The following is a 19,108-nucleotide window of genomic DNA, read 5'->3' as shown; positions in this document are numbered from 1 at the left end:
TCGTGGGACGTGAGTACCATGATGGCATGGAGGTACCGTATGAGTCCACGGGCCGGAGCCGGCAGAAGGGCCGGACGCGCGCGGCACTGGTCGCGGCGGCGCACGAACTGCTCGCGAACGGCGTTTCCCCGACGGTCGAGGACGCCGCCGAGGCGGCCGGGATCTCCCGCACCACGGCCTACCGGTACTTCCCGAACCAGCGCGCGCTGCTGCTGGCCGCGTACCCGGAGATCTCCGGCGACGCGGGCCTGCTGCCCCCGGACGCGCCCGCCGACCCGGTCGCCCGCCTCGACCTGGTGATGCGGGCGTTCCTCGAGTTCACCCTGCGCTGGGAGCCCCAGCTGCGTGCACAGCTGAGGCTGTCCCTGGAGCCCGGCGCGCCGCAACCGGTGCTGCGGCGCGGCCGGGCGATCCGCTGGATCGAGGAGGCACTGGCCCCGCTGGCGGACACGCTGGACGTCCACGCGCTGGCGGTGGCCATCCGCTCGGCGACGGGCATCGAGTCCCTGGTGTGGCTCACCGACATCGGCGGCCTCGACCGCCCCCAGGCGGCCGAGGTCCTCGCCGGTTCGGCCCGCGCGATCCTGCGCGCGGCCCTCGAACAGGCGGCTAGCTGATCGGCACCGTCGCGGTGCAGGAGCTCGTGCCGTTGTCGAAGGTCGCCGCCGCGGTGCCCGCGTACATGGTCGGCACGGCGGTGGTCGACGGCATCGTGAAGGTGGTGTTCCCGGTCGTCGCCGCCGTCTGGGAGTACACCGTGTGCGTCGCCGAGCCGGCGCGGTAGGAGATCCGCAGGGAGACCTTGCCCGCGACGTCACCGATGTACGGGCCCGACGTGGTGTACCCGCTGAGGATGCGGTGGTAGCTGCCGTCGGTCTCGTACCGGAGCGTGAACGTGCCGCTGAAGCCGCCCGCCTTGCAGATGGCCGTCCGCTGGACGATCGTCGCCGCCTCGGCCGGGGCCACCAGCACCGTCGTGCCGGCCAGCAACGCGACCAGCCCGGCCTGTACCGCAGTCTTCATCTTTCTTCCTCCCTCTCGCATCTTGTGATCCTGCCCGGTGCCGCTTCCGTTCCGCTTCCCTTCAGGTGGTGGTGCGGACCAGGTGGACGGGGCAGGCGGCGTGGTGCAGCAGGGCCTGCCCGGTGGAGCCGAGCAGCAGCCCGGGGAAACCGCCGCGGCCGCGGTCGCCGACGACGACCAGCTGGGCGGCGCCGCTGCGTTCGAGCAGTTCCTTGCGCGGATGGGCGTGGACGACGATCTGCTCGACGGCGACGTCCCCGGTGTCGTGGGCGTCCACCCGTTCGCCGAGCAGCCGGCGCCCGGCCTCGGTGACGCACCGGGGATCCCGGTGCGGCGGCGGGCTGTCCGCCCAGGCGTGCAGGACGATCAGCGGAGCCCGCCGCGCTCGCGCTTCGGCGACGGCGGTCGCCAGGACGCGGCCACCGGCGTCGCTGCCGTCGATCCCGGTGACGACGGGCCGCGCGGAGGCGCCGGGCTCGTCCCAGCTGTCCCCGCGCACGACGACGGTGTCACACCGAGCATGCGTCCCGACGGCGGCGGCGACCGACCCGGCGAGCAGGCTGGTGAGCCTGCCGTGCCCGCTCGACCCGACGACGAGCAGCGCGGCGGACCGCGAGGCCTCGACCAGCGCCTGTGCGGCGCGGTCGGGATCGAGCCGCGTGGCGGCGTCGGACACCCCTTGCGCGGCGGCGAGTTCCCGGGCGGTCCGCAGCGCCCGGCGCCCGCGGGCCCGCAGGGCATCGACCATCTCCTCGGGCGGAGGCACAACACCCCCGGCGAGAAGCGCGGAGACATCGAGGGCGTGCACGATCTCGAGCGGAGCACCCCGAAGCCGGGCGGCCCGAGCACCCCACCGGACGGCATCAAGCGACTCGGCCGACCCATCCACCCCGGCAACAACCTTCAACCCGGCAGCGGCGGTCATTTCCAAGACTGTAGGCCCGCACGTCCACCCCCGGGGTGCTTTTGCCGCGGCCGGCCCACCCAGCCCGCCGCCCACCCCGGCTCGCCGCCCACCCCGGCCTGCCGAGCCCACCGCCACACGTGCCGGACCCGCCGCCGCACCTCCGGGCCTGCCACGGCGCCCCAACCTGCCGCCGCGCACCCCGCCTGCCGCCGCCAGCCGAGCCCACCGCCACACGGACCGGACCCGCCGCCGAGCCCGTCGCCTCGTACCCGGCCCGCCCAACTCGCCGCCGCACGGCGCGGCCAGCCCGCCGCCGCGCGGCCCATCGCCGCCCGCCCCACCACCGCCCGCCCCGCCCCAGGCCGCCGCTTCGCATACCCAGGCGGTCGGCTTGCGTACCTGGGTGGACGACTCGCGTACCTGCGCGGACGACACGCGTACTTGGATGGACGACACGCGTACCTGCGCGGACGACACGCGTACCTGGATGGACGACACGCGTGATTCGAGGGTCGACACGCGTGATTCGAGGGTCGACACGGGCGGCCGGCGTGTCGTCCGGCTGGGTACGCGTGTCGTCCATCGGAGGATTCAGGGCGGGTGGTGTCCGGTCGCGGGGTGGGGGTGGGTCCGGCAAGATCGGCGGCGGTCCTAACCCCGGAGGAGCCGATGGCGGTGCTGGTCGTGGCGGCGGCGGTGCTCGGCCTGGTCGTCGGGTCGTTCCTCAACGTCGTGATCCACCGGGTGCCGCGCGGCGAGTCAGTGGTCCGCCCGCCGTCGCGCTGTCCCGGCTGCGGGCAGGCCATCAAGGCCCGGCACAACGTCCCCGTCTTCGGCTGGCTCGTGCTGCGCGGCCGGTGCGCCGCCTGCGGTACCCGGATCAGCGTCCGGTACCCCCTCGTCGAGCTCGCCACCGCAGTCCTCTTCGCGCTCCTGGCCCTGCGGCTCGACCCACCGGACCTGCCCGCCTTCCTCTACTTCGGCGCGATCGGCATCGCGCTTGCCCTCATCGACCTCGACTGCCGTCGCCTGCCGAACGCGATCGTGCTGCCGTCCTACCCCGTCCTGGTGGTCCTGCTGACGGCGTCGGCCTGGTACCGCGGCGACTGGTGGTCGCTCGCCCGCGCCGGCATCGGCGGCGCCGCGCTGTTCGCCTTCTACCTCCTCCTCGCGCTGGCCTACCCGGCCGGCATGGGTTTCGGCGACGTCCGGCTCGCGGGCCTCCTCGGCGGGATCCTCGCCTACCTCTCGTGGGGGACGCTGCTGATCGGGGCGTTCGGCGGCTTCCTGCTCGGTGCCCTCGCCGGCGTCGTCGTGCTGGCCACCGGCAAGGGCGGCCGCAAGACCGCGCTGCCGTTCGGGCCGTTCATGATCGCCGCCGCCCTCCTGGCGATCTTCGCGGCCGGCCCGCTCGGCGACGCCTACCAGCGGCTGACCGGGCTGGCCTGACCGGTCACCGGTTCCCCGACCAGCTCAGCACCGACACCTGACGCGCTCCCGGCACCGGATTCGTCGGATCACCGTCCACATAGGCCACCCGCGCCCGGGCGGCCGGAACACCACCCGGCGCGCAGGTGGCCGACCCCGGGCACACGTACGCCGAGAGGTAGACCCCGAAGACGAACCCGGGCGAGTCGTCCGGCACCTCGATGACCGCCCCGGTGAACGTCACGCTCCCGGTCTCCTTCACCCACAACGACCGCGCGATGACGCCGAAGCGGAAGATCGGCTCGGTCGCGTTGTTCAGCGTGACGTCCAGGACGGCCTTGGGCGCGTACGTCGTTCCCTGCACGTAGAACCGGTTCCCGGAGTTGTTCACCGTCGTGACCAGCGCACACGCCGCGCTGCTGCTGTACGTCAGCTGGGTGCACCCGCTTTCCGCACGCAACGCGGGCGGGGTGTAGGTGAGCTCCAGCTGCAGCGCATCCACCAGTTCCGTGCCCTCGTGCTTCACGGTCACGCCGTAGCTCAGCTGCCCGCCGCTGAAGGTGCCGTCGTACACCGCCTGCGCCAGCTGGTTCGTCACGTCGGTGACGTCGGTCGCGGGCGTGCCATCGCTCGGCGTGGACAAGCTCAGCGTGATCGGCGAGCTGCCCGCGGGAGTGAACTGGGCGGTGCGGGTGTCCTTGTTCGCGCCCTGGTCGTTGCGGTGGGTGACGCGGATCTTCGCCGAAGTCAGGATCGTCCCGGCGGGCGGCACCGCGGCGGGGGCGAAGCCGGTCGCGGTCAGTGCGGCACTGCCGCCACCCTTGCCCGGCGAAACCCAGGCCGCACCGGTTCCGTCCACTGTGGACAGAGAGGCGGCCGTACCGGTGAAGCCTCCGGTCACCGAACCGGGAACGAGCGTCGCCGTCACCGGGGATTCCGCGCCCGAGGTCAGGCCGTACACGGCCACCGGCGGCCGGTCCGCACTGTAGGTCCCGCAGATCTCCGCCTGGCCCGCCTTCACCGCCAGCCGGCTGTCGCCGCCGAAGACGAACTGGACGCCGACCGCCTTCGCGTCGTCGATCGGGTTGTCACAGGCCCCGGGGATCTTCGCCGGGACCGGCGGCTTGGCGATGATCCGCCCGCTCTCGTCCACCGGCGTGCCCGCGACCACGTATCCGTTGTCGATCGTCCACACGTCCTCGCCGGCGAGCAGTGACGGCGGCCGGACCGGAGCACTGTTGCGGAAGTCGAAGTAGTACGTGCCGGGCGTGAACCAGAACGTGCTGTCCTTGCACTTGCTGCTGCTCGACATCATCGCCGACAGCCCGGCCGCGTCGTCGTAGAACCCGGGCTGGAACGTCACCAGCGAGCCGGACTTGGTGCACGGCGGCAGCGCTTGGCGCGGCGGTACGGACGTCAACGCCGGCGCGTAGCCGGGGTCCGCGCCGAGGCTCGACCCGCCGTAGCCGCAGGACGCCGCGGGCGTGCTCCGGATCGTGCCCGAGCAGGCGCCGCGGGCGTACACCGCGGTGTTCGTGTCGAGCGCCCCGTTGACCACGCGGATGTTCGAATTCGAGTACACGATGCCGTGCACCTTGAACGTCGACCCGGTCGGCTGCTGGATGTTGAGCCCGTCCTCGCCGCCGGTCCCGAGGGTGAGGATCGCGTTGCCCGGCCGGTTGCACACGCTCAGGGACGGGCACTGGATCTGCACCTTCGCCGGATCGGCGGTGCACGACACGGCGGCCGAGCCGGCGCCGCCGAAGTTCGGCAGCGTCAGCGTGTCCGACGCGCCGAAGCAGTGTTCGCCGGCCGCGCCGGTGAACGTGCTGGTGCGGATCGCGTTGATCCCCGCCTGCAGCGCCCCGTCGGCCGTGTAGGCGGACGCTGCTTGGTCGCGCAGGTTCACCGTGGTGCGGACGCTGGTGTCGGCGAACGACAGCAGCGCGCCGAGCACCACCGCGATCACCGTGACCAGCACGAGCACCAGCGGCAGCGCGGCTCCGGTGTCGTCGCCCTTCCACCGGCGGGTCATGTCTGCCTCCGTTGCCCGAACAGGGTGATGGGGTAGGGGTCGGCGCGGGGCGCCACGGCGGTGAAGGTGAACTTCACCCACAGCGGGACGGCCGCGGCGGTGCACGGGCTCGAGCAGGTGATCGCGGGTGTGCCCGGGGCGACGTGGTGTGCGACGACCGAGTCCGACGAAGCCGCGGAATCCAGGCAGCGCAGGCGGTGCAGCTCGGTCCCGGCGAGGTAGTAGGCGACGATTGCGGTCCGCCGGGTCGCGACCGGCGGGCCGGTGTCCCAGTCGTCGGACAGCAGGCGCACCACCGAAACCGGCGTCGCGGCCGTGCCGCACACCTGCCCGCCGCTGTCGTAGGCGGCGCCGACCTGGATCGACGGCGAGTACGGGACCTGGCCGTTCGCGACCTGGCCCGAGTAGTCGCGCAGCCCGACCGCGGCGACGTCCTGGGCGAAGAACGCCGAGCTCTGCTGGGCGTCGTGCGACACGGCCAAGCGAGCGGATCGTGGGCGCGGACGGCGCGCAGTCTTTCGAGCATGGTTCTTTCCTTTGCGTTGCAGGGTTCGAGGGGTGTTCCGGAATCAGCAGGCGGCCACCTCCGGAGATCGCGTCCCCTTCCAGGAACCGGCCGTGGCGCGCACGCTCACGTAGACCTTGTTGTTGCCGGGCAGGGGGATGGTGGCCGAAGTGGTCGTGGCGGTGCCCGCGGTGGAAACCGGGCCGCCCGCCGTGGTCGCGGTGAGGAGCTCGAACCCGGGCGGCAACGGGGTCGGGTAGGTCCAGTGGAGCGTGGCCGAGGGACCGCTGCCGTTGCCGTTGTTGCACTTCGCCGAGTCGACGACCGGCTGGCCGGGCGTCTGCAGCTTCAGCGCCGCCGCGTATCCGGCGCCGGAGCCGGACTTCAGCCAGGCCGCCTCCGCTCGCGCCGCGCCGATCGCGGTCAAGCCGGTGATCACCGTGGTCCACGCGGCCGCCACCATCGCGGCCGCGAAGACCACCCGGGGCGCGCTCATCCGCTCACCACCGTGACCGTCACCGGGATCGTGAACACCGCGCCCTGGCAGCCGTCGTCGGAAGCCGTGCTCATCGAGACCGCGCCCGTCAGCGTGAGGGTCGTGCTTCCGCCCGCGGGCACCGGCGCGTTGGGCGACTGCGCGGTCCAGCTCACGCCGGTCGTCGTGCAGGTGCCGGTGCCGTTGGCTCCCGTCGGCGTCCCGTTCGCCACGATCGTGCTGACCTTGACCGGGTACGGGTTCGGGTTGCCGACCAGGATCTTGGCGTCGCCCACCGGACCGCCGGGGTAGAGCGGGCCGGTCGTGAGGGCCGAGGCCGGCACCGTCCCGGTCGTCGGCGCGGCCGCCGTTCCGGCCTTCGCGTTCGCCGCCCCGGAACCGGAGCTCGTCCACGCCGCGACGGCGATCCCGCCGCCCAGCGTCGCGCCGACCACCGTGGTGACCACGAGCACGCGGCGCAGGGTCGGGTTCTTCATGGCTTGACCGCCGTTCCTGTGTACGTTAGGGGAAAGGTGAGCGATCGGCACGCCTCGGGGGTGCCGGGCAGCATGCGGGTGGTGAGGGCGACGTCGGCGGTGCCGTCACGGGGCACCGTCACCGGCCGGGCGAGTGGGTCGACCTGCACCGAGGCCGCCGGGCAGGCCGGGACCGGGCGGCCCCGGCTGTCGACGGGTTTGCCGACCGCGGCCGTCACGGTCTGGACGAGGATGGGGAAGTTCTCGGCGTTGGCCAGCCGGATCCACCGGGTTCCGGTCGCGCCGGGCACCAGCGCGGTGGCCCGGCCGGGCACGTCGGCGATGCCGAACTGCTTGATGCCGTTGCCGTTCGCGGTGTTCGCCACCGGGGCGGGGCCGATCGCGAACCACGTGACCACGACGGCCGCGAGCGCGCCCGCCGGAACACCGCTCCGCCACCTGGACATCGGGGTCCTTTCGGGGAAGGGCGGGGCGGTGGTTGGCGCACCGCCCCGCCGTGGCTCAGGAGGCGTTCGAGGCGAGGGTGGCGGTGAGCGGCAGCACGAAGGTCTGGCTCTTGCAGGCGTCTGTGGCGTTGGCGTTCATCGTCGCGTGCAGGGTGTAGGTCTTGGAGCCACCGGCCGCGATGGTGCCGGTGGTGTCCGCGGGGACGGCGCTCGTGACGGTGCCCGCGGCGCAGCCGTTGACCGCGTTCGAGGAGCCGGCGCTGATCCCGGTGACCACGACGGGGTAGCTGTTCGGGTTGTCGACGGTCACGGTGAAGTCGGTGCCGCCGCCCGGGTAGAGGGCGTTGCCGGAGCCCGCGGGCGTGATCGTCGAATTGACCGACGTGGTCGACGACACCGAGCCGGTGCCGCTGCCGGTGCTCGTCCAGGCCGCGTAGGCGACACCGGCGACGACCACCGCTCCGGCGGCACCGAGGACGATCGCGGACCGCTTGCTGATCTTGCGCATGAGGTTCTCCTGGGAGCTGTTCCGTCGGGAAGGCCGGGCTCGGTCGCGGTCCGGCTGGTCCGGTGTGGACCGTCACGATGAGTGTGCGAACTCCCCGGCGATCTTCTCCCCGGGCGACCGGCCCGACTGCGAAGGTCCGAGGTCCCTTGTCAGCGGCAGCCCGTCGTGTTACGCGCGCGGGATGTGACGTCCTCCCCAGCGGGTAAAGATCCGATGCAGGAGTGTGACCTGTGGTTTTCCAGACCCGTTCGGCCGAATGGCGGAGACCTCCTCGTGATCTTCCGAAGGGGTCTTCGGTGGTCTTGGCGCCTCTTGGGGTGGCGGTTGAGGCTCGCATTACGGTGATTACTCCCAGTCATAATTGAACATGTTCAACTCCTGCGGTACGGTCGAGAACATGAAGGTTGTGATTCCGGGCGGCACCGGCCACCTGGGCCGGGTACTGAGCCGCGCGCTGGTCGAGCAGGGGCACGAGACCGTGGTGCTGACCCGGCGGGAGGCCCGGCCGGAGCCGGGCGTGCGGCACGTCCTCTGGGACGGCCGCGGCCCGGGGCCCTGGACGGCGGAGGTCGACGGCAGCGACGTCGTCCTCAACCTGGCCGGCCGGTCGGTGAACTGCCGGTACACCCCGGCGAACCTGCGCGAGATGCGGAACTCCCGCGTCGACTCGGCGCGGGTGGTCGGCGGCGCGATCGCCCGCGCGGCCCGGCCGCCGCGGGTGTGGCTGCAGATGAGCACGGCCACGATCTACGCGCACCGGTTCGACGCGCCGAACGACGAAATCACCGGAGTGCTGGGCGGCGACGAGCCGGACGTGCCGGCCTACTGGTCGTACAGCGTCGACATCGCCAAGGCGTGGGAACGCGAGCAGCGCGAGGCGGAGACCCCGGGCACCCGCAAGGTGGCGCTGCGCACGGCGATGGTGATGAGCCCGGAGCCCGGCGGAGCGCTGGCGATGCTCCTGCGCCTGACGCGCCTGGGCCTCGGCGGCCCGGTCGCGGGCGGCGGGCAGTACATGTCGTGGATCCACGAAGACGACCTGGTCCGCGCGATCGGCTTCCTGGTCGAGCGGGAGGAGATCAGCGGCCCGGTGAACCTGGCGGCCCCGCAACCGTTGCCGTACCGCGACTTCGTGCGCGCTCTGCGAGCGGCGGCGGGGATGCCGGTGGGATTGCCGGCGACGAAGTGGATGGCGGAGATCGGCGCGTTCGTCCTCCGCAGCGACACGGAACTGCTGCTGAAGAGCCGCCGCGTGATCCCGGGCCGGTTGACGGAGGCGGGATTCTCGTTCGGGTACCCGGAATGGCCGGCCGCGGCGGAGGACCTGGTGCGCCGGTCACGCCGGCCGTCGAGGGTGGGCTGAGTCCGGTGCGGACCGGTGGACGCCGGGTCGACGTTGTTCCGGAGCTCGCCGAGTCCACTCGGGACGGTCGGCCGAGGCGGGCGTTGTCCCGGGTTGCCGGGTCCACTGAGGACGGTGCGGACCTGGCGGGGTGCCCTCCGGGGGTCTGGCTCGGGCGTTGTCCCGGAGCTGCCGGGTCCGCTCGGGGCGGGTCAGCCGAGGTCGGCGTTGTCCCGCAGGCGCCGCAGCACCAGGGCCAGGTGGAGGCGGAACCGTCCGGCCGGCGAGTCGACCTCGAAGCCCAGCACCGCTTCCGCGCGGGCGAGCCGGGCCGGCATCGTGCTGTGGTGGCGGTGCAGCGCCGCGGCGGCCTTGCGGGCCGAACCCGTCGCGCACAAGGCGTCCAACGCCGCCAGTGTGTCCGCGCCGTGGGGTTCGGCCGCGAGGCGGTCGAGGGCCCGGACGTCGGCCTGCTCCGCGAGTTCCGCGGGGGCCAGCTTGTCCGCGAGCGCGGCCAGCCCGCCGAGCCGTTCCCACCACACGACCGGCTCCGCCGCGGAGGTGAACCGCAGCGCCGTCCGGGCGGCCGTCCACGAACGGGCGACCTCGATGGCCGGCCCCGCCGGCCCGACACCCGCGCGGGCGCCCTCCGGCAGCGAGGCGACCTCGCCCGGCAGCAGGACGGCCCGCACCCCACCCAGCCGCGCCGAACGGCCCGCGAGCGCGTCGACGCCGCTGCCCGCGAGCACCCGCAGCCGGGTCGCGGGGCCGAAGCCGAGCAGGTGCAGGGCGCGGGACCGTTCGACGGTGCCGGTGTCCTCGGACAGCACCAGCTCGACCAGCGCCGGATCCCCGAGTTCGGGCCGCGGCACCCCGGAGTGCTCCAGCAGGATCGCGGCGGCGATGGCGAACCGTTCGAGCAGCATGTCATCGAGGGGGAGGGGCGCACCGTCCCGCGCCACCCACACGACGACGCCGCCTTCGAGCGTCCGCGCGGTGGCGCCCACCGGCGCCGCACCCGGGGTGACGACGTCGTGGCCCGGCGCCGCCCGCAGCGACAGGCCCCGGCCGGGAGCATGCACGCCGACGGGACACCCGGCGAGCTCGGCGGTGCTGCGCACCAGAGCATCGACTCCGGAGCGGCCGGTGATCAGGCGGTCGAAGAACCCGATCACCCGCACGGCGTTCTCGGCGTCGGCATCGAGCCCGGACAGCCGCAGCAGCAGGCCTTTCATCCCGCCACGATAGGCGCGCCCACCACCGGATGGCGAGCTCTGCCCAGGCAACGCACCGCGACGGCGAGCGAGGTCCGGCCGGGCAAGGCCTCCGCCCGCCAAGCGCCCTGCCGCTGGACCCGCCCGCCCGATCCACTAGCGCCCTGCCGACATTGTAAGGCCGCCCACCCCCGCCGGTCCGCTCACCAAGCGCCGCCGGACCCTGCGCGCCCAAGCCACCAGCGCCCGGCCGACACCGCAAGGCCGCCAACCCCCGTCGGCCTCCGCTCACCAAGCGCCCTGCCGCCGGACCCCGCGCTCCCAACCCACCAGCGCCCGGCCGACACCGCAAGGGCGCCGACCCCCGCGCGACTTCGGCCCGCCAACCGCGTCGGCCTGCGCCGACCCCGCTCACGTGCCCCTCCGCCGGGTGGCGAGGTTCCTCCCCGCAACCCCCGCCGCGTGGCGGTGGCCCGGCCGGACGGCCGGCGCCGATGATCGGAGCATGACCTACGCCATCGATCCCGAGCTGCTGCCCTGGCTCGACATGCTCCCCGCCGTCACCCTCACCGACCACGCCTCGCTCGTGGCCGCGCGGTCCTCGATGGGGCAGCTCAGCGAAATCCTGCCGTCCTACGAACCCGCCAACCCCGTCGACGTGCAGGACATCGCCGTGCCCGGGCCGTCCGATGTGCCCGATGTCCCCGTGCGGATCTACTCTCCGGCGAACCGCACCTCCGCCGTGCCCGGGCTGCTCTACATCCACGGTGGCGGGTTCGTCATGGGCGATCTCGACATGTTCCACCCCGCCCTGCTGCGCCTGGTCGACGAGCTCGGCATCGTGATCGTCTCGGTCGACTACCGGCTCGCCCCCGAGCACCCCTTCCCGGCCCCCGTCGAGGACTGCTACGCCGCCCTGGCCTGGGTCGCGGCCAAGGCCGACGAGCTGGGCATCGATCCCGCCCGCCTCGGCGTGGCCGGCGAGAGCGCCGGAGGTGGCCTGTCGGCCGCGGTGGCGCTGCTGGCCCGCGACCGCGGTGGCCCCCAGCTCTGCTTCCAGTACCTCGGCATCCCGGAACTCGACGACCGCCTGGACACCCCGTCGATGCGGGACTACACCGACACGCCGATCTGGAACCGGCCCAACGCCATCCACAGCTGGACGAGCTACCTCGGCGCGGAACCGGGCGGCGCGGACGTCTCGCCCTACGCCGCCCCGGCGCGGGCCACCGACCTGGCCGGGCTGCCGCCCGCGTTCGTGACCACCTGCCAGTTCGACCCGCTCCGCGACGAGGGCATCGCCTACGCCCAGCGGCTCGCCCACGCGGGCGTGCCCGTCGACCTGAGGCACTACCCGGGCACCTTCCACGGTTCCTCGATGGTCGAAACGGCCGGGATCTCCCGGCGCATGTTCGCCGACGAGGTCGACGCCCTGCGCCGCGGCCTGCGCATCGACGGCTGAACTCGACGACCTGCCACCGGCCGTGGTCGCGGACCGGCGGCCGGCGGAGGCCGCAAAGTCCTGGCCGGCTTTCCGGTCTCGTGACAGGAAAGCCGGTCAGGACGCGTGCAGCCCGCCCGGCTCAGTCGGCCGGACCGACGTCGATCAGCACCTTCCCCGTGATCCCGTCCTCCGAGGCCGCGTGCGCCTTCGCCGTTTCCGCCAGCGGGAAGCGGTGGAGCGGCACCCCGCGGTCCTCACCGAGCCGCAACGCGCCCTCGGCCATGGCCGCCGTGATGTCCTCCGCGCCCGCGCGCAGCTTGTCCTCGCCCACCGTGTACAGCACCAGGAACTGGTACCGCGCGTTCAGCCACAGGTTCGTCCCGAAGTCGAGGCTCACCGTCCCGGTGCCCCGGTCGTCGCCGTACGTCGCGACCGTGCCCCTCGGCCGCAGCACCTCCGTGTGCAGCTTCGCGTTGACCCCCATCGCCACCTCGACCACCAGATCCACGCCATCGGGAGCGACCGAGCGGATTTGCGCGCCCAGTGAAGAGTCGGGGTAACGCAGCACGTGCTGCGCCCCGGCCGCCCGGGCCAGTGCCTCCTTCTCCGCGCTGCTGACGGTCGCGATCACCGTCGCTCCGGCCCAGCGGGCGAGCTGGATGGCCGCGTTGCCGACCGCACCCGCTCCGCCGCTGACCAGGACCGTGCGACCGGTCAACGCTCCGGGGGAGAGCCGGGCCGGGCCGTCCTCGGCGACCGTCAGCGCGCGGTGGGCCGTCAGGGCCGGGATGCCGAGGCCGGCGCCCTCGTCGAACCCGGCGCCGTCCGGCAGCCGGACCAGCTTCGAGGCCGGCAGCACCGTGTACTCCTGCGCCGTCCCCGACGCGGGCCCGTACGCGCCCGCGATGATCAGCCACACGCGGTCGCCGGGGGCGAACTCCGTCACGTCCGGGCCGACCGCGTCGACCACGCCCGCGCCGTCCTGGTTGGGCACGGTTTCCGGGATTTCGGCGCCGGGCTCGGCGCGCAGCCCGCTGCGGGCCTTCCAGTCCGTGGGGTTGACCGCGGACACCACGACCCGGACCCGCACCTCGCCCGGTCCCGGGTCCGCGACGGCCCGCTCCGACAGTTCCAGCACCTCGGGTCCGCCGTGGCGGCGGTAGACGACTGCCTTCATACCCGGTGCAATCCGCGGACCGCCCGGGATATTCCCCGCATCTGCGGAAATGCGCGCGGGAAATCGTTTTTCGGCACCGGGAAAGCGCGAAAACAAGATCCCCCGGCCGGGCGATTTTCCGGGTTCGTGCCAGCGGAATCGGCGGTCGTCGCAGAAACTGGGCGCGTGGGAGAGGAAAAGAGTGACGAGCGGCCGAAGCGCGACGACGGTGAGCCGACGCCGATCTTCGACGCCGTGTTCAATGCGACGCGCGCGAAGGCGAATCCGCCGAATCCGCCGAATCCGCCGCGGGAACCGGACAAATCCGCGCGGTGACGTGCAGCAGGTTGTTCGCCGTCCGCGACGGACATGTAGCATCCCGGGTGCCCGAGCACCCGTGGCCGAGGAGGGGACCGTGGCCGGCGTCGTCAACAGCATGATCGCCGCCGAGTACGCGGCGGGAGCGTCGATCTCCGAGCTCGCCGAGCGCTGGGGGATCGACCCCCGGCAGGTCGTCGAGCGGATCTCGGCGGCCACCCGTTCCTGAGCGCGGCTCAGATCGCGCGTTCCCCCTTGCCCAGCACGACGATGCCGCCCTCGCTGACGTGGTAGTGGCCGCGGTCGCGGGCCAGGTCGACGCCGATGTGCGCCCCGGCGGGGACCACGACGTTCTTGTCTAGGATCGCCCGCCGCACCACCGCTCCGCGGCCGACGCGGGCGCCGTCGAGCAGCACCGAGCCCTGCACCACCGCGCCCTGCTCGACGATGACGTCGGGGGAGAGCACCGAGTCGACCACCTGGGCCCCGGAGATGATGCAGCCGTTGCTGACGATCGACTGGTTCGCCGAGCCGCCCTCGACGAACTTCGCCGCCGCCCGCTGGCCGGGGTGGGCCAGGATCGGCCACCGCCGGTTGTAGAGGTTGAAGATCGGGTGCGTCGAAATGAGGTCGGTGTGCGCCTCGTAGTAGCTGTCGATGGTCCCGACGTCGCGCCAGTAACCGTGGTCGCGTTCGGTTTCGCCGGGCACCACATTGGTGTTGAAGTCGTAGACGGCGGCTTCGCCCGATTTGACCAGCGCCGGGATGATGTCGCGGCCCATGTCGTGGTGCGAGGCGGCGTTTTCGGCGTCGGCGTAGAGCGCTTCCAGCATCACCTTCGTGGTGAAGATGTAGTTGCCCATGGACACGTACGCCTCTTCGGGCGAGTCCGGCAGGCCCGGCGGGTCCGCGGGCTTCTCCATGAACGCGTCGATCAGCAGGCCGTCGGTGGTCCGGATGACCCCGAACGAGCTCGCCTCCTTCCGCGGGACCCGGATGCCGGCGACGGTGACGCCCGCACCGGAGGCGATGTGCGCCTCCAGCATCTGCCGCGGGTCCATCCGGTAGATGTTGTCCGCGCCGAACACCGCGATGTACTCCGGGTTCTCGTCGTGGACGAGGTTGAGGCTCTGGTGGATGGCGTCGGCGCTGCCCTGGTACCAGCGCGGGCCCAGCCGCTGCTGCGCGGGCACCGGCGTGACGTACTCGCCGGTCAGCGACGACAGCCGCCACGTCGTCGAGATGTGCCGGTCGAGCGAGTGCGACTTGTACTGCGTCAGCACGCACAGCCGCCGGATGCCGCCGTGCACCAGGTTGGAAAGCACGAAGTCGATCAGCCGGTGGGTGCCGCCGAAGGGCACCGCCGGTTTCGCCCGGTCCGCCGTCAGCGGCATCAGGCGCTTGCCTTCCCCACCCGCGAGCACGATGCCCAGGACATGGCATTCGCTGTTCACAGCGACCTCCCGCACGCCTCGTAGAGGGCGACCGTCCGCTCGGCGATCGCCTTCCAGCCGAACTCGCCGACCGCGCGCTCGCGGCCGGCGGTGCCCATCGCGGCGGCCCGCTCCGGGGAGCCGACCACTTCGTTCAGCGCGGCGGCCAGTCCCGCCTCGAACCCCTGCGGGTCCTGTTCGTCGTAGTGCACCAGCAGCCCGGTGCGGCCGGCGTCGACGACCTCGGGGATGCCGCCGACGTCACTGGCCACCACCGGCGTGCCGCACGCCATCGCCTCCAGGTTCACGATGCCGAGCGGCTCGTAGACCGACGGGCAGGCGAACACCGCGGCGTGCGTGAGCAGCTGCACGACCTCGCCGCGCGGCAGCATCTCCGGGATCCAGCGGACGCCGGTGCGGGTCTTCTCCAGCTCGGCGACCAGCCCGCGGAACTCGGCGTCGAGCTCGGGCGTGTCGGCGCCGCCCGCGCACAGCACCAGCTGGACGCCGGGGTCCAGCGAAGCGCCGGCCCGGACGAGGTGCGGGACGCCCTTCTGCCGGGTGATCCGGCCGACGAACAGCACGTACGGCCGGTCCGGGTCGATGCCGTGCTTGGCCAGGGCCTCGGTGCCCGGGTCGGGGCGGTAGAGCGTGGTGTCGATGCCGTTGTGGATCACGTGCACGCGCTCGGGCGGCACCGCGGGGTAGGCGGCGAGCACGTCCCGGCGCATGCCGCCGCTGACCGCGACGATCGCGTCCGCGGCTTCGTAGGCCTCGCGCTCGATCCAGGAGGAGACGCGGTAGCCGCCGCCGAGCTGCTCGGCCTTCCACGGCCGCAGCGGCTCCAGCGAGTGGGCGGTGACGACGTGCGGGATGCCGTGCGTCATCTTCGCCAGGTGCCCGGCGAGGTTCGCGTACCAGGTGTGGCTGTGCGCGAGGTCGTGGCCTTCGAGCGCGTTCGCCATGGAGACCGCGATGTCCATGGTCGTGAACGCCGGCTGCCGGTAGCCGTGCGGATCGGTGTGCCCGGTGGCGTCGGGGCGGTCCGCGCCCCAGCAGTGCACGTCGAGGTCGACCAGCGGTCGCAACTCCCGGGCGAGGAACTCCACGTGGACCCCGGCGCCGCCGTAGACCTCCGGCGGGTATTCGCGGGTGAGCAGGCCGACCTTCATGATGCGAACCCTAGGGCCTCCCGGGCCCGTGGCGCAGTCTGGCGGACAGGGGAATTCGGCGAGTTTTCCGTCACTGTCGGGGTGATCGTGACGCCGGAGCGGCCGTCGCCCCCGGTGACCCGGCGCGCGGCCGGGCCACCGGGCGAGGTCAGCGCTGGTACCGGAGAGCCCAGTCTTCCCCGCAGTACCAACAGGTGCCGACGGTGACGGACGCGCCGTCCGCGCCGAACGGGCGCCAGCCGTCGATGCGCACGATGTACGGGCCGGCCGGGACGGTCCCGAAGGCCACGTGCCCCTGGGCGTCCGACACGGCGGTCGCGGTGACCGCGCCGTCGACCCGGTCGACCAGCTCGGCCGTCGCACCGGTGATCGCCTCACCCGGGTCGACCGCGTAATTGGCGTTGTCGTCGTGGTAGAGCACTCCACCGGTGGCGGCCGGCGGGGCCGCGACGTGGGCGTACAGGTCGACCTCGGGCCGCCCGTCGAGCGGACCGGGGTCGATCCCGAAGTCGCAGGCCGCGTAGAAGCCGCCGTAGGTGGGGGCGGCCGAGGGCACGGTGCCGGTTTCGGTGAACGTCCGCGTCTCGCCGGCGGCGAGGTCGAACGAGCCGGGGGCGGTGATGTCGTTCCAGCCGTCCCACCCGAGCAGGTGGTCGGGGCCTCCGAAGCGGTCGCACCCGAGGGTGATCCCGTGCAGGTCGCCGGCGCTGACGTTGGTCACCGTGAAGGTGACCTGGACGCTGTCGCCGACCTGGTAGGTACCGCGGTCGAACGAGCCGGTCGCGTGCAGCTTCTCGGAGAACGGCCGGACCGCGCGCAGCTGGACGACCGGCCCGGGGTCGCTGCCGTCGACGTCGAGGCGCTGCTCGGTGGCGGCCTCGTAGACCCAGCCGTCCGGCAGGTTCCGGCTGGAGATCCCGTAGCGCTGGGCGGGCAGGCCGGTGAAGGCGAACCGGCCGTCGGCGTCCGTGGTGACCTCGATCGGGTTGCCGGAGCTCGTGCCGTACAGGTAGGCGATGGCGCCGGGCAGGCCCTCGCCCGCGTCGAAGGCGCCGTTCTCGTTCCGGTCGCCGTAGAGCACACCGGATGCCGGGCCCTGCGTCGTCGTCGGGTCGACCATCGGGACGGCCAGCTCGCCACCCTCGGCGTCGGGCCCGCGGAACCGGTCCTGCGGCGCGCCGTTCCAGCTCCAGACGGCGGCGGTGATCGTGAACGTCCGGGTGGCCCCGGCGTCGATCGTGACACCGGCCTGCGGGCTGCCGCCGAGGCCGGCCCAGTCCTGGATCGACAGCCACGAGCCCGCGAGGTGCTCGTCCCAGAGCGTGACCTTGGTCAGCGGCTGGTCGGTCGTGTTGGTGAGCGTCAGCGTGATCGGGAACGGCTTGGCGACCAGCTGCGGCCCGGCGCCGACCGAGGCGGTGATGAGCAGCGACGGCCCGTCGGCGTGGGCGGCCGGTGCGACGAAGGCGCCGGCGGTGAGCACGGTGGCGAGCACGGCGCAGAGCCGTCTCACCCCGCGCAGGGGTGTTCTGGACACGGTGGATCCCCCTGGAAAGGGCCGGACCGGCGGCTCCCCGCGGCGCCGCCCGGCGATGGCGCAGAAAAACTGCGATCACCGTCAAGCTAGCGAACGCGGAGGCCCCGGACCAGGGCCGACGGGGTGATCGCCACCCCTATGCGGTCTCCCGCGGCCGCAGCGGCCGCCCCGCGACGGCCGCCTGGGCGGCGTCGAGCCCGGGGTGCAGCGGCAGCAGCGCGTCCAGGCCGAGGATCTGCAGCGGCCGGTGGACCGCGGTCTCCTCCGCGGCGATGGCGTAGGGCACGTTCCGGGCGGTGGCCTCGCGGTGGGCCTCGACCAGCACGCTGAAGACGGTCGAGTCGCAGTAGGTCGTTTCGGTCAGGTCCGCGACGACCCCGCGGGCGCCGGCGCGGATGGGCCCCAGCAGGGCTTCCCGGAGCTCGGGCGTGCGAGCGAGGTCGAGCTCGCCCGCGCGACGGACGATCACCACTCCGGCGTCGGTCGGGCCGGTGGATTCGGTCATGGTTCACTCCTCATCGGGCACCGGGACAGAAATACCCAACCGCGGGCGAATTCACTCGTGACGTCCGGCGCCGGGGCCTGCGTGTCTTCGCCGTTCGGCCGCCGCGGGGATCGGTAAACTTCGGCAGTTCGCGGTCCGCGAGGCGAAGGGGCACGGTGGAACCCGACAACGACGCACCGCCCGGGGCCTGGGCGCCCGGCAAGGTCGCCGAGCTGCTCGGGGTGTCGCCGGTGACGCTGCGCAGCTGGAGCGCGCGGTACGGGATCGGGCCGCCCGCCGGCGCCGGGCGCCACCGCCGCTATTCGGACGCGGACGTCCGCCGCCTCCAGCACATGCAGCGCCTGGTCGCCCGCGGGATGCCGGTCCGGGAGGCGGCCGAGGCGGCGTTCGGCCACGCCCCGGCCGGGCTCGAGGTGCCGGCCTCGCGGCGCGCGCGCGAGCTGACGGATGCCGCGGACGAGCTCCGGTACGCGTCGGTGGCGGGCCTGCTGGACGAAACGCTGGGCACCCTGGGCCCGGCGGCGGCCTGGACCGACGTGCTGGCCCCGGTCCTGCGCGGCCTGGGCGACCGCTGGCAGCGCGGCGACGCGTGTTTCGCCTCGGAGTGGGCGCTGACGTCGGAGATTTCCCTGGCGTTCGAGCGGTTCAGCGGCCGCTTCCCGGCGGCGGTGCCGGGCCGCCCGGTGCTGCTGGCGTGCTGCCCGGCGGAGAGGCACTCGCTGCCGATCGAGGCCCTGCGGGCGACGCTGGCCGAGGCGGCGGTCCCGGTGGCGTACCTGGGACAGCTGGTCCCGGCGGAGACAGTGGCGGACCTGGCGGCCCGGATCAACCCGGTCCTGGTGGTGCTGTGGTCGATGGCCCCGACAACGGCCGACGACCTCCTGGCGGCGCGGCTCCGGACCCTGGGGTGCGAAGTGGGCACGGCGGGCCCGGGCTGGGCGCACCTGGCGGACCGCGGCTTCCGGTGGGTGAACGACCTGGGGGCCGCGGTGGAGCTGGCCGTGGCGCACGCGGAGTTCTGAGCCGGCGTTCATTCGCGGCTCCACCACCGGCCGGCGAGGTCGCGAATGACTCATTCGGGGGGGGGTGTGCCGGCTTTGTCAATAGCGCGGGCCCCCCCCCCAACGGTAGATGTCACGTCAGAAAAACAATAACCCCCAAAA

The 19,108-nt window shown here is 73.1% G+C and carries 21 protein-coding genes; 7 read left to right on the top strand and 14 right to left on the bottom strand.

Going from position 1 to position 19,108, the window contains the following annotated elements; translation table 11 throughout:
* Positions 1-26: 26 nt before the first annotated feature.
* On the top strand, positions 27-617 hold the full coding sequence (locus tag ACWDN5_RS29305; protein ID WP_449678545.1) for a TetR/AcrR family transcriptional regulator: 591 nt from the start codon (positions 27-29) through the stop codon (positions 615-617).
* Here ACWDN5_RS29305 and ACWDN5_RS29300 read toward each other — a convergent pair.
* Together ACWDN5_RS29300 and ACWDN5_RS29295 are read right to left on the bottom strand one after the other, a co-directional pair.
* The gene (locus ACWDN5_RS29300; protein ID WP_449678544.1) at positions 610-1,023 is read right to left on the bottom strand and encodes a hypothetical protein; all 414 of its coding nucleotides are present in this window, start codon (positions 1,021-1,023) and stop codon (positions 610-612) included. The genes ACWDN5_RS29305 and ACWDN5_RS29300 overlap by 8 nt on opposite strands.
* A 61-nt stretch (positions 1,024-1,084) precedes the next feature.
* A complete protein-coding gene (locus ACWDN5_RS29295) occupies positions 1,085-1,948 on the bottom strand; it encodes a universal stress protein (RefSeq protein ID WP_449678543.1) in 864 nt (287 codons plus the stop codon).
* Between the two features lie 651 nt (positions 1,949-2,599).
* Here ACWDN5_RS29295 and ACWDN5_RS29290 point away from each other — a divergent pair.
* Positions 2,600-3,379 carry a prepilin peptidase gene (locus ACWDN5_RS29290; protein WP_449678542.1) on the top strand — a complete coding sequence of 260 codons (780 nt, stop codon included), beginning with the start codon at positions 2,600-2,602 and terminating at the stop codon, positions 3,377-3,379.
* A gap of 4 nt (positions 3,380-3,383) precedes the next feature.
* On the opposite strand, the gene ACWDN5_RS29285 is transcribed toward ACWDN5_RS29290, so the two are convergent.
* From ACWDN5_RS29285 to ACWDN5_RS29260, 6 genes are all read right to left on the bottom strand, one after another.
* A complete protein-coding gene (locus tag ACWDN5_RS29285) occupies positions 3,384-5,393 on the bottom strand; it encodes a hypothetical protein (RefSeq protein WP_449678541.1) in 2,010 nt (669 codons plus the stop codon).
* Entirely contained in the window at positions 5,390-5,875 is a 486-nt protein-coding gene (locus ACWDN5_RS29280) for a prepilin-type cleavage/methylation domain-containing protein (RefSeq protein WP_449678540.1), read from the bottom strand. Before ACWDN5_RS29280 ends, ACWDN5_RS29285 begins: the two co-directional genes overlap by 4 nt.
* Before the next feature lie 87 nt (positions 5,876-5,962).
* Entirely contained in the window at positions 5,963-6,394 is a 432-nt protein-coding gene (locus ACWDN5_RS29275; protein ID WP_449678539.1) for a hypothetical protein, read from the bottom strand.
* Complete coding sequence (locus ACWDN5_RS29270) at positions 6,391-6,870, bottom strand: hypothetical protein (protein ID WP_449678538.1); 480 nt, start codon at positions 6,868-6,870, stop codon at positions 6,391-6,393. The genes ACWDN5_RS29275 and ACWDN5_RS29270 overlap by 4 nt, the downstream gene beginning before the upstream one ends.
* Positions 6,867-7,316, bottom strand: coding sequence for a hypothetical protein (locus ACWDN5_RS29265; RefSeq protein WP_310976183.1), 450 nt, complete (start codon positions 7,314-7,316; stop codon positions 6,867-6,869). Before ACWDN5_RS29265 ends, ACWDN5_RS29270 begins: the two co-directional genes overlap by 4 nt.
* A gap of 55 nt (positions 7,317-7,371) precedes the next feature.
* Positions 7,372-7,824, bottom strand: coding sequence for a hypothetical protein (locus ACWDN5_RS29260; RefSeq protein WP_449678537.1), 453 nt, complete (start codon positions 7,822-7,824; stop codon positions 7,372-7,374).
* Positions 7,825-8,221: 397 nt separating this feature from the next.
* On the opposite strand from ACWDN5_RS29260, the gene ACWDN5_RS29255 reads away from it, so the two are divergent.
* Positions 8,222-9,187 carry a TIGR01777 family oxidoreductase gene (locus tag ACWDN5_RS29255; RefSeq protein ID WP_449678536.1) on the top strand — a complete coding sequence of 322 codons (966 nt, stop codon included), beginning with the start codon at positions 8,222-8,224 and terminating at the stop codon, positions 9,185-9,187.
* Positions 9,188-9,378: 191 nt separating this feature from the next.
* Here the strand turns inward: ACWDN5_RS29255 and ACWDN5_RS29250 are convergent, their stop codons facing one another.
* Positions 9,379-10,401: a helix-turn-helix domain-containing protein gene (locus ACWDN5_RS29250; protein WP_449678535.1), complete on the bottom strand. Its 1,023-nt coding sequence runs from the start codon at positions 10,399-10,401 to the stop codon at positions 9,379-9,381.
* Between the two features lie 484 nt (positions 10,402-10,885).
* Between ACWDN5_RS29250 and ACWDN5_RS29245 the strand changes: the two genes are divergently transcribed.
* Entirely contained in the window at positions 10,886-11,842 is a 957-nt protein-coding gene (locus ACWDN5_RS29245) for an alpha/beta hydrolase (RefSeq protein ID WP_449678534.1), read from the top strand.
* A gap of 121 nt (positions 11,843-11,963) precedes the next feature.
* Here the strand turns inward: ACWDN5_RS29245 and ACWDN5_RS29240 are convergent, their stop codons facing one another.
* Positions 11,964-13,001 (bottom strand): NADPH:quinone reductase, encoded by a 1,038-nt coding sequence (locus ACWDN5_RS29240; RefSeq protein WP_310976178.1) that lies wholly within the window; start codon positions 12,999-13,001, stop codon positions 11,964-11,966.
* Between the two features lie 165 nt (positions 13,002-13,166).
* Between ACWDN5_RS29240 and ACWDN5_RS29235 the strand changes: the two genes are divergently transcribed.
* Both ACWDN5_RS29235 and ACWDN5_RS29230 read left to right on the top strand, forming a co-directional pair.
* The gene (locus ACWDN5_RS29235; protein ID WP_449678533.1) at positions 13,167-13,316 is read left to right on the top strand and encodes a hypothetical protein; all 150 of its coding nucleotides are present in this window, start codon (positions 13,167-13,169) and stop codon (positions 13,314-13,316) included.
* Positions 13,317-13,395: 79 nt separating this feature from the next.
* Positions 13,396-13,527: a hypothetical protein gene (locus ACWDN5_RS29230; protein WP_257920605.1), complete on the top strand. Its 132-nt coding sequence runs from the start codon at positions 13,396-13,398 to the stop codon at positions 13,525-13,527.
* Between the two features lie 7 nt (positions 13,528-13,534).
* Here the strand turns inward: ACWDN5_RS29230 and glgC are convergent, their stop codons facing one another.
* From glgC to ACWDN5_RS29210, 4 genes are all read right to left on the bottom strand, one after another.
* The gene (glgC, locus tag ACWDN5_RS29225; RefSeq protein WP_310976176.1) at positions 13,535-14,752 is read right to left on the bottom strand and encodes a glucose-1-phosphate adenylyltransferase; all 1,218 of its coding nucleotides are present in this window, start codon (positions 14,750-14,752) and stop codon (positions 13,535-13,537) included.
* Positions 14,749-15,903, bottom strand: coding sequence for a glycogen synthase (gene glgA, locus ACWDN5_RS29220; protein WP_310976175.1), 1,155 nt, complete (start codon positions 15,901-15,903; stop codon positions 14,749-14,751). Before glgA ends, glgC begins: the two co-directional genes overlap by 4 nt.
* 148 nt (positions 15,904-16,051) lie before the next feature.
* Entirely contained in the window at positions 16,052-17,440 is a 1,389-nt protein-coding gene (locus tag ACWDN5_RS29215) for an MSCRAMM family protein (RefSeq protein WP_310976174.1), read from the bottom strand.
* A 136-nt stretch (positions 17,441-17,576) separates the two neighbouring features.
* A complete protein-coding gene (locus ACWDN5_RS29210; protein WP_310976173.1) occupies positions 17,577-17,945 on the bottom strand; it encodes an STAS domain-containing protein in 369 nt (122 codons plus the stop codon).
* 155 nt (positions 17,946-18,100) lie between these two features.
* On the opposite strand from ACWDN5_RS29210, the gene ACWDN5_RS29205 reads away from it, so the two are divergent.
* A complete protein-coding gene (locus tag ACWDN5_RS29205) occupies positions 18,101-18,967 on the top strand; it encodes a MerR family transcriptional regulator (protein ID WP_449678532.1) in 867 nt (288 codons plus the stop codon).
* Positions 18,968-19,108: the final 141 nt, after the last annotated feature.

It is taken from the genome of Amycolatopsis sp. NPDC003731, from assembly GCF_053586895.1.
Note: the sequence above shows the minus strand (reverse complement) of the source record. Positions and strands in the feature narration are given on the sequence as shown.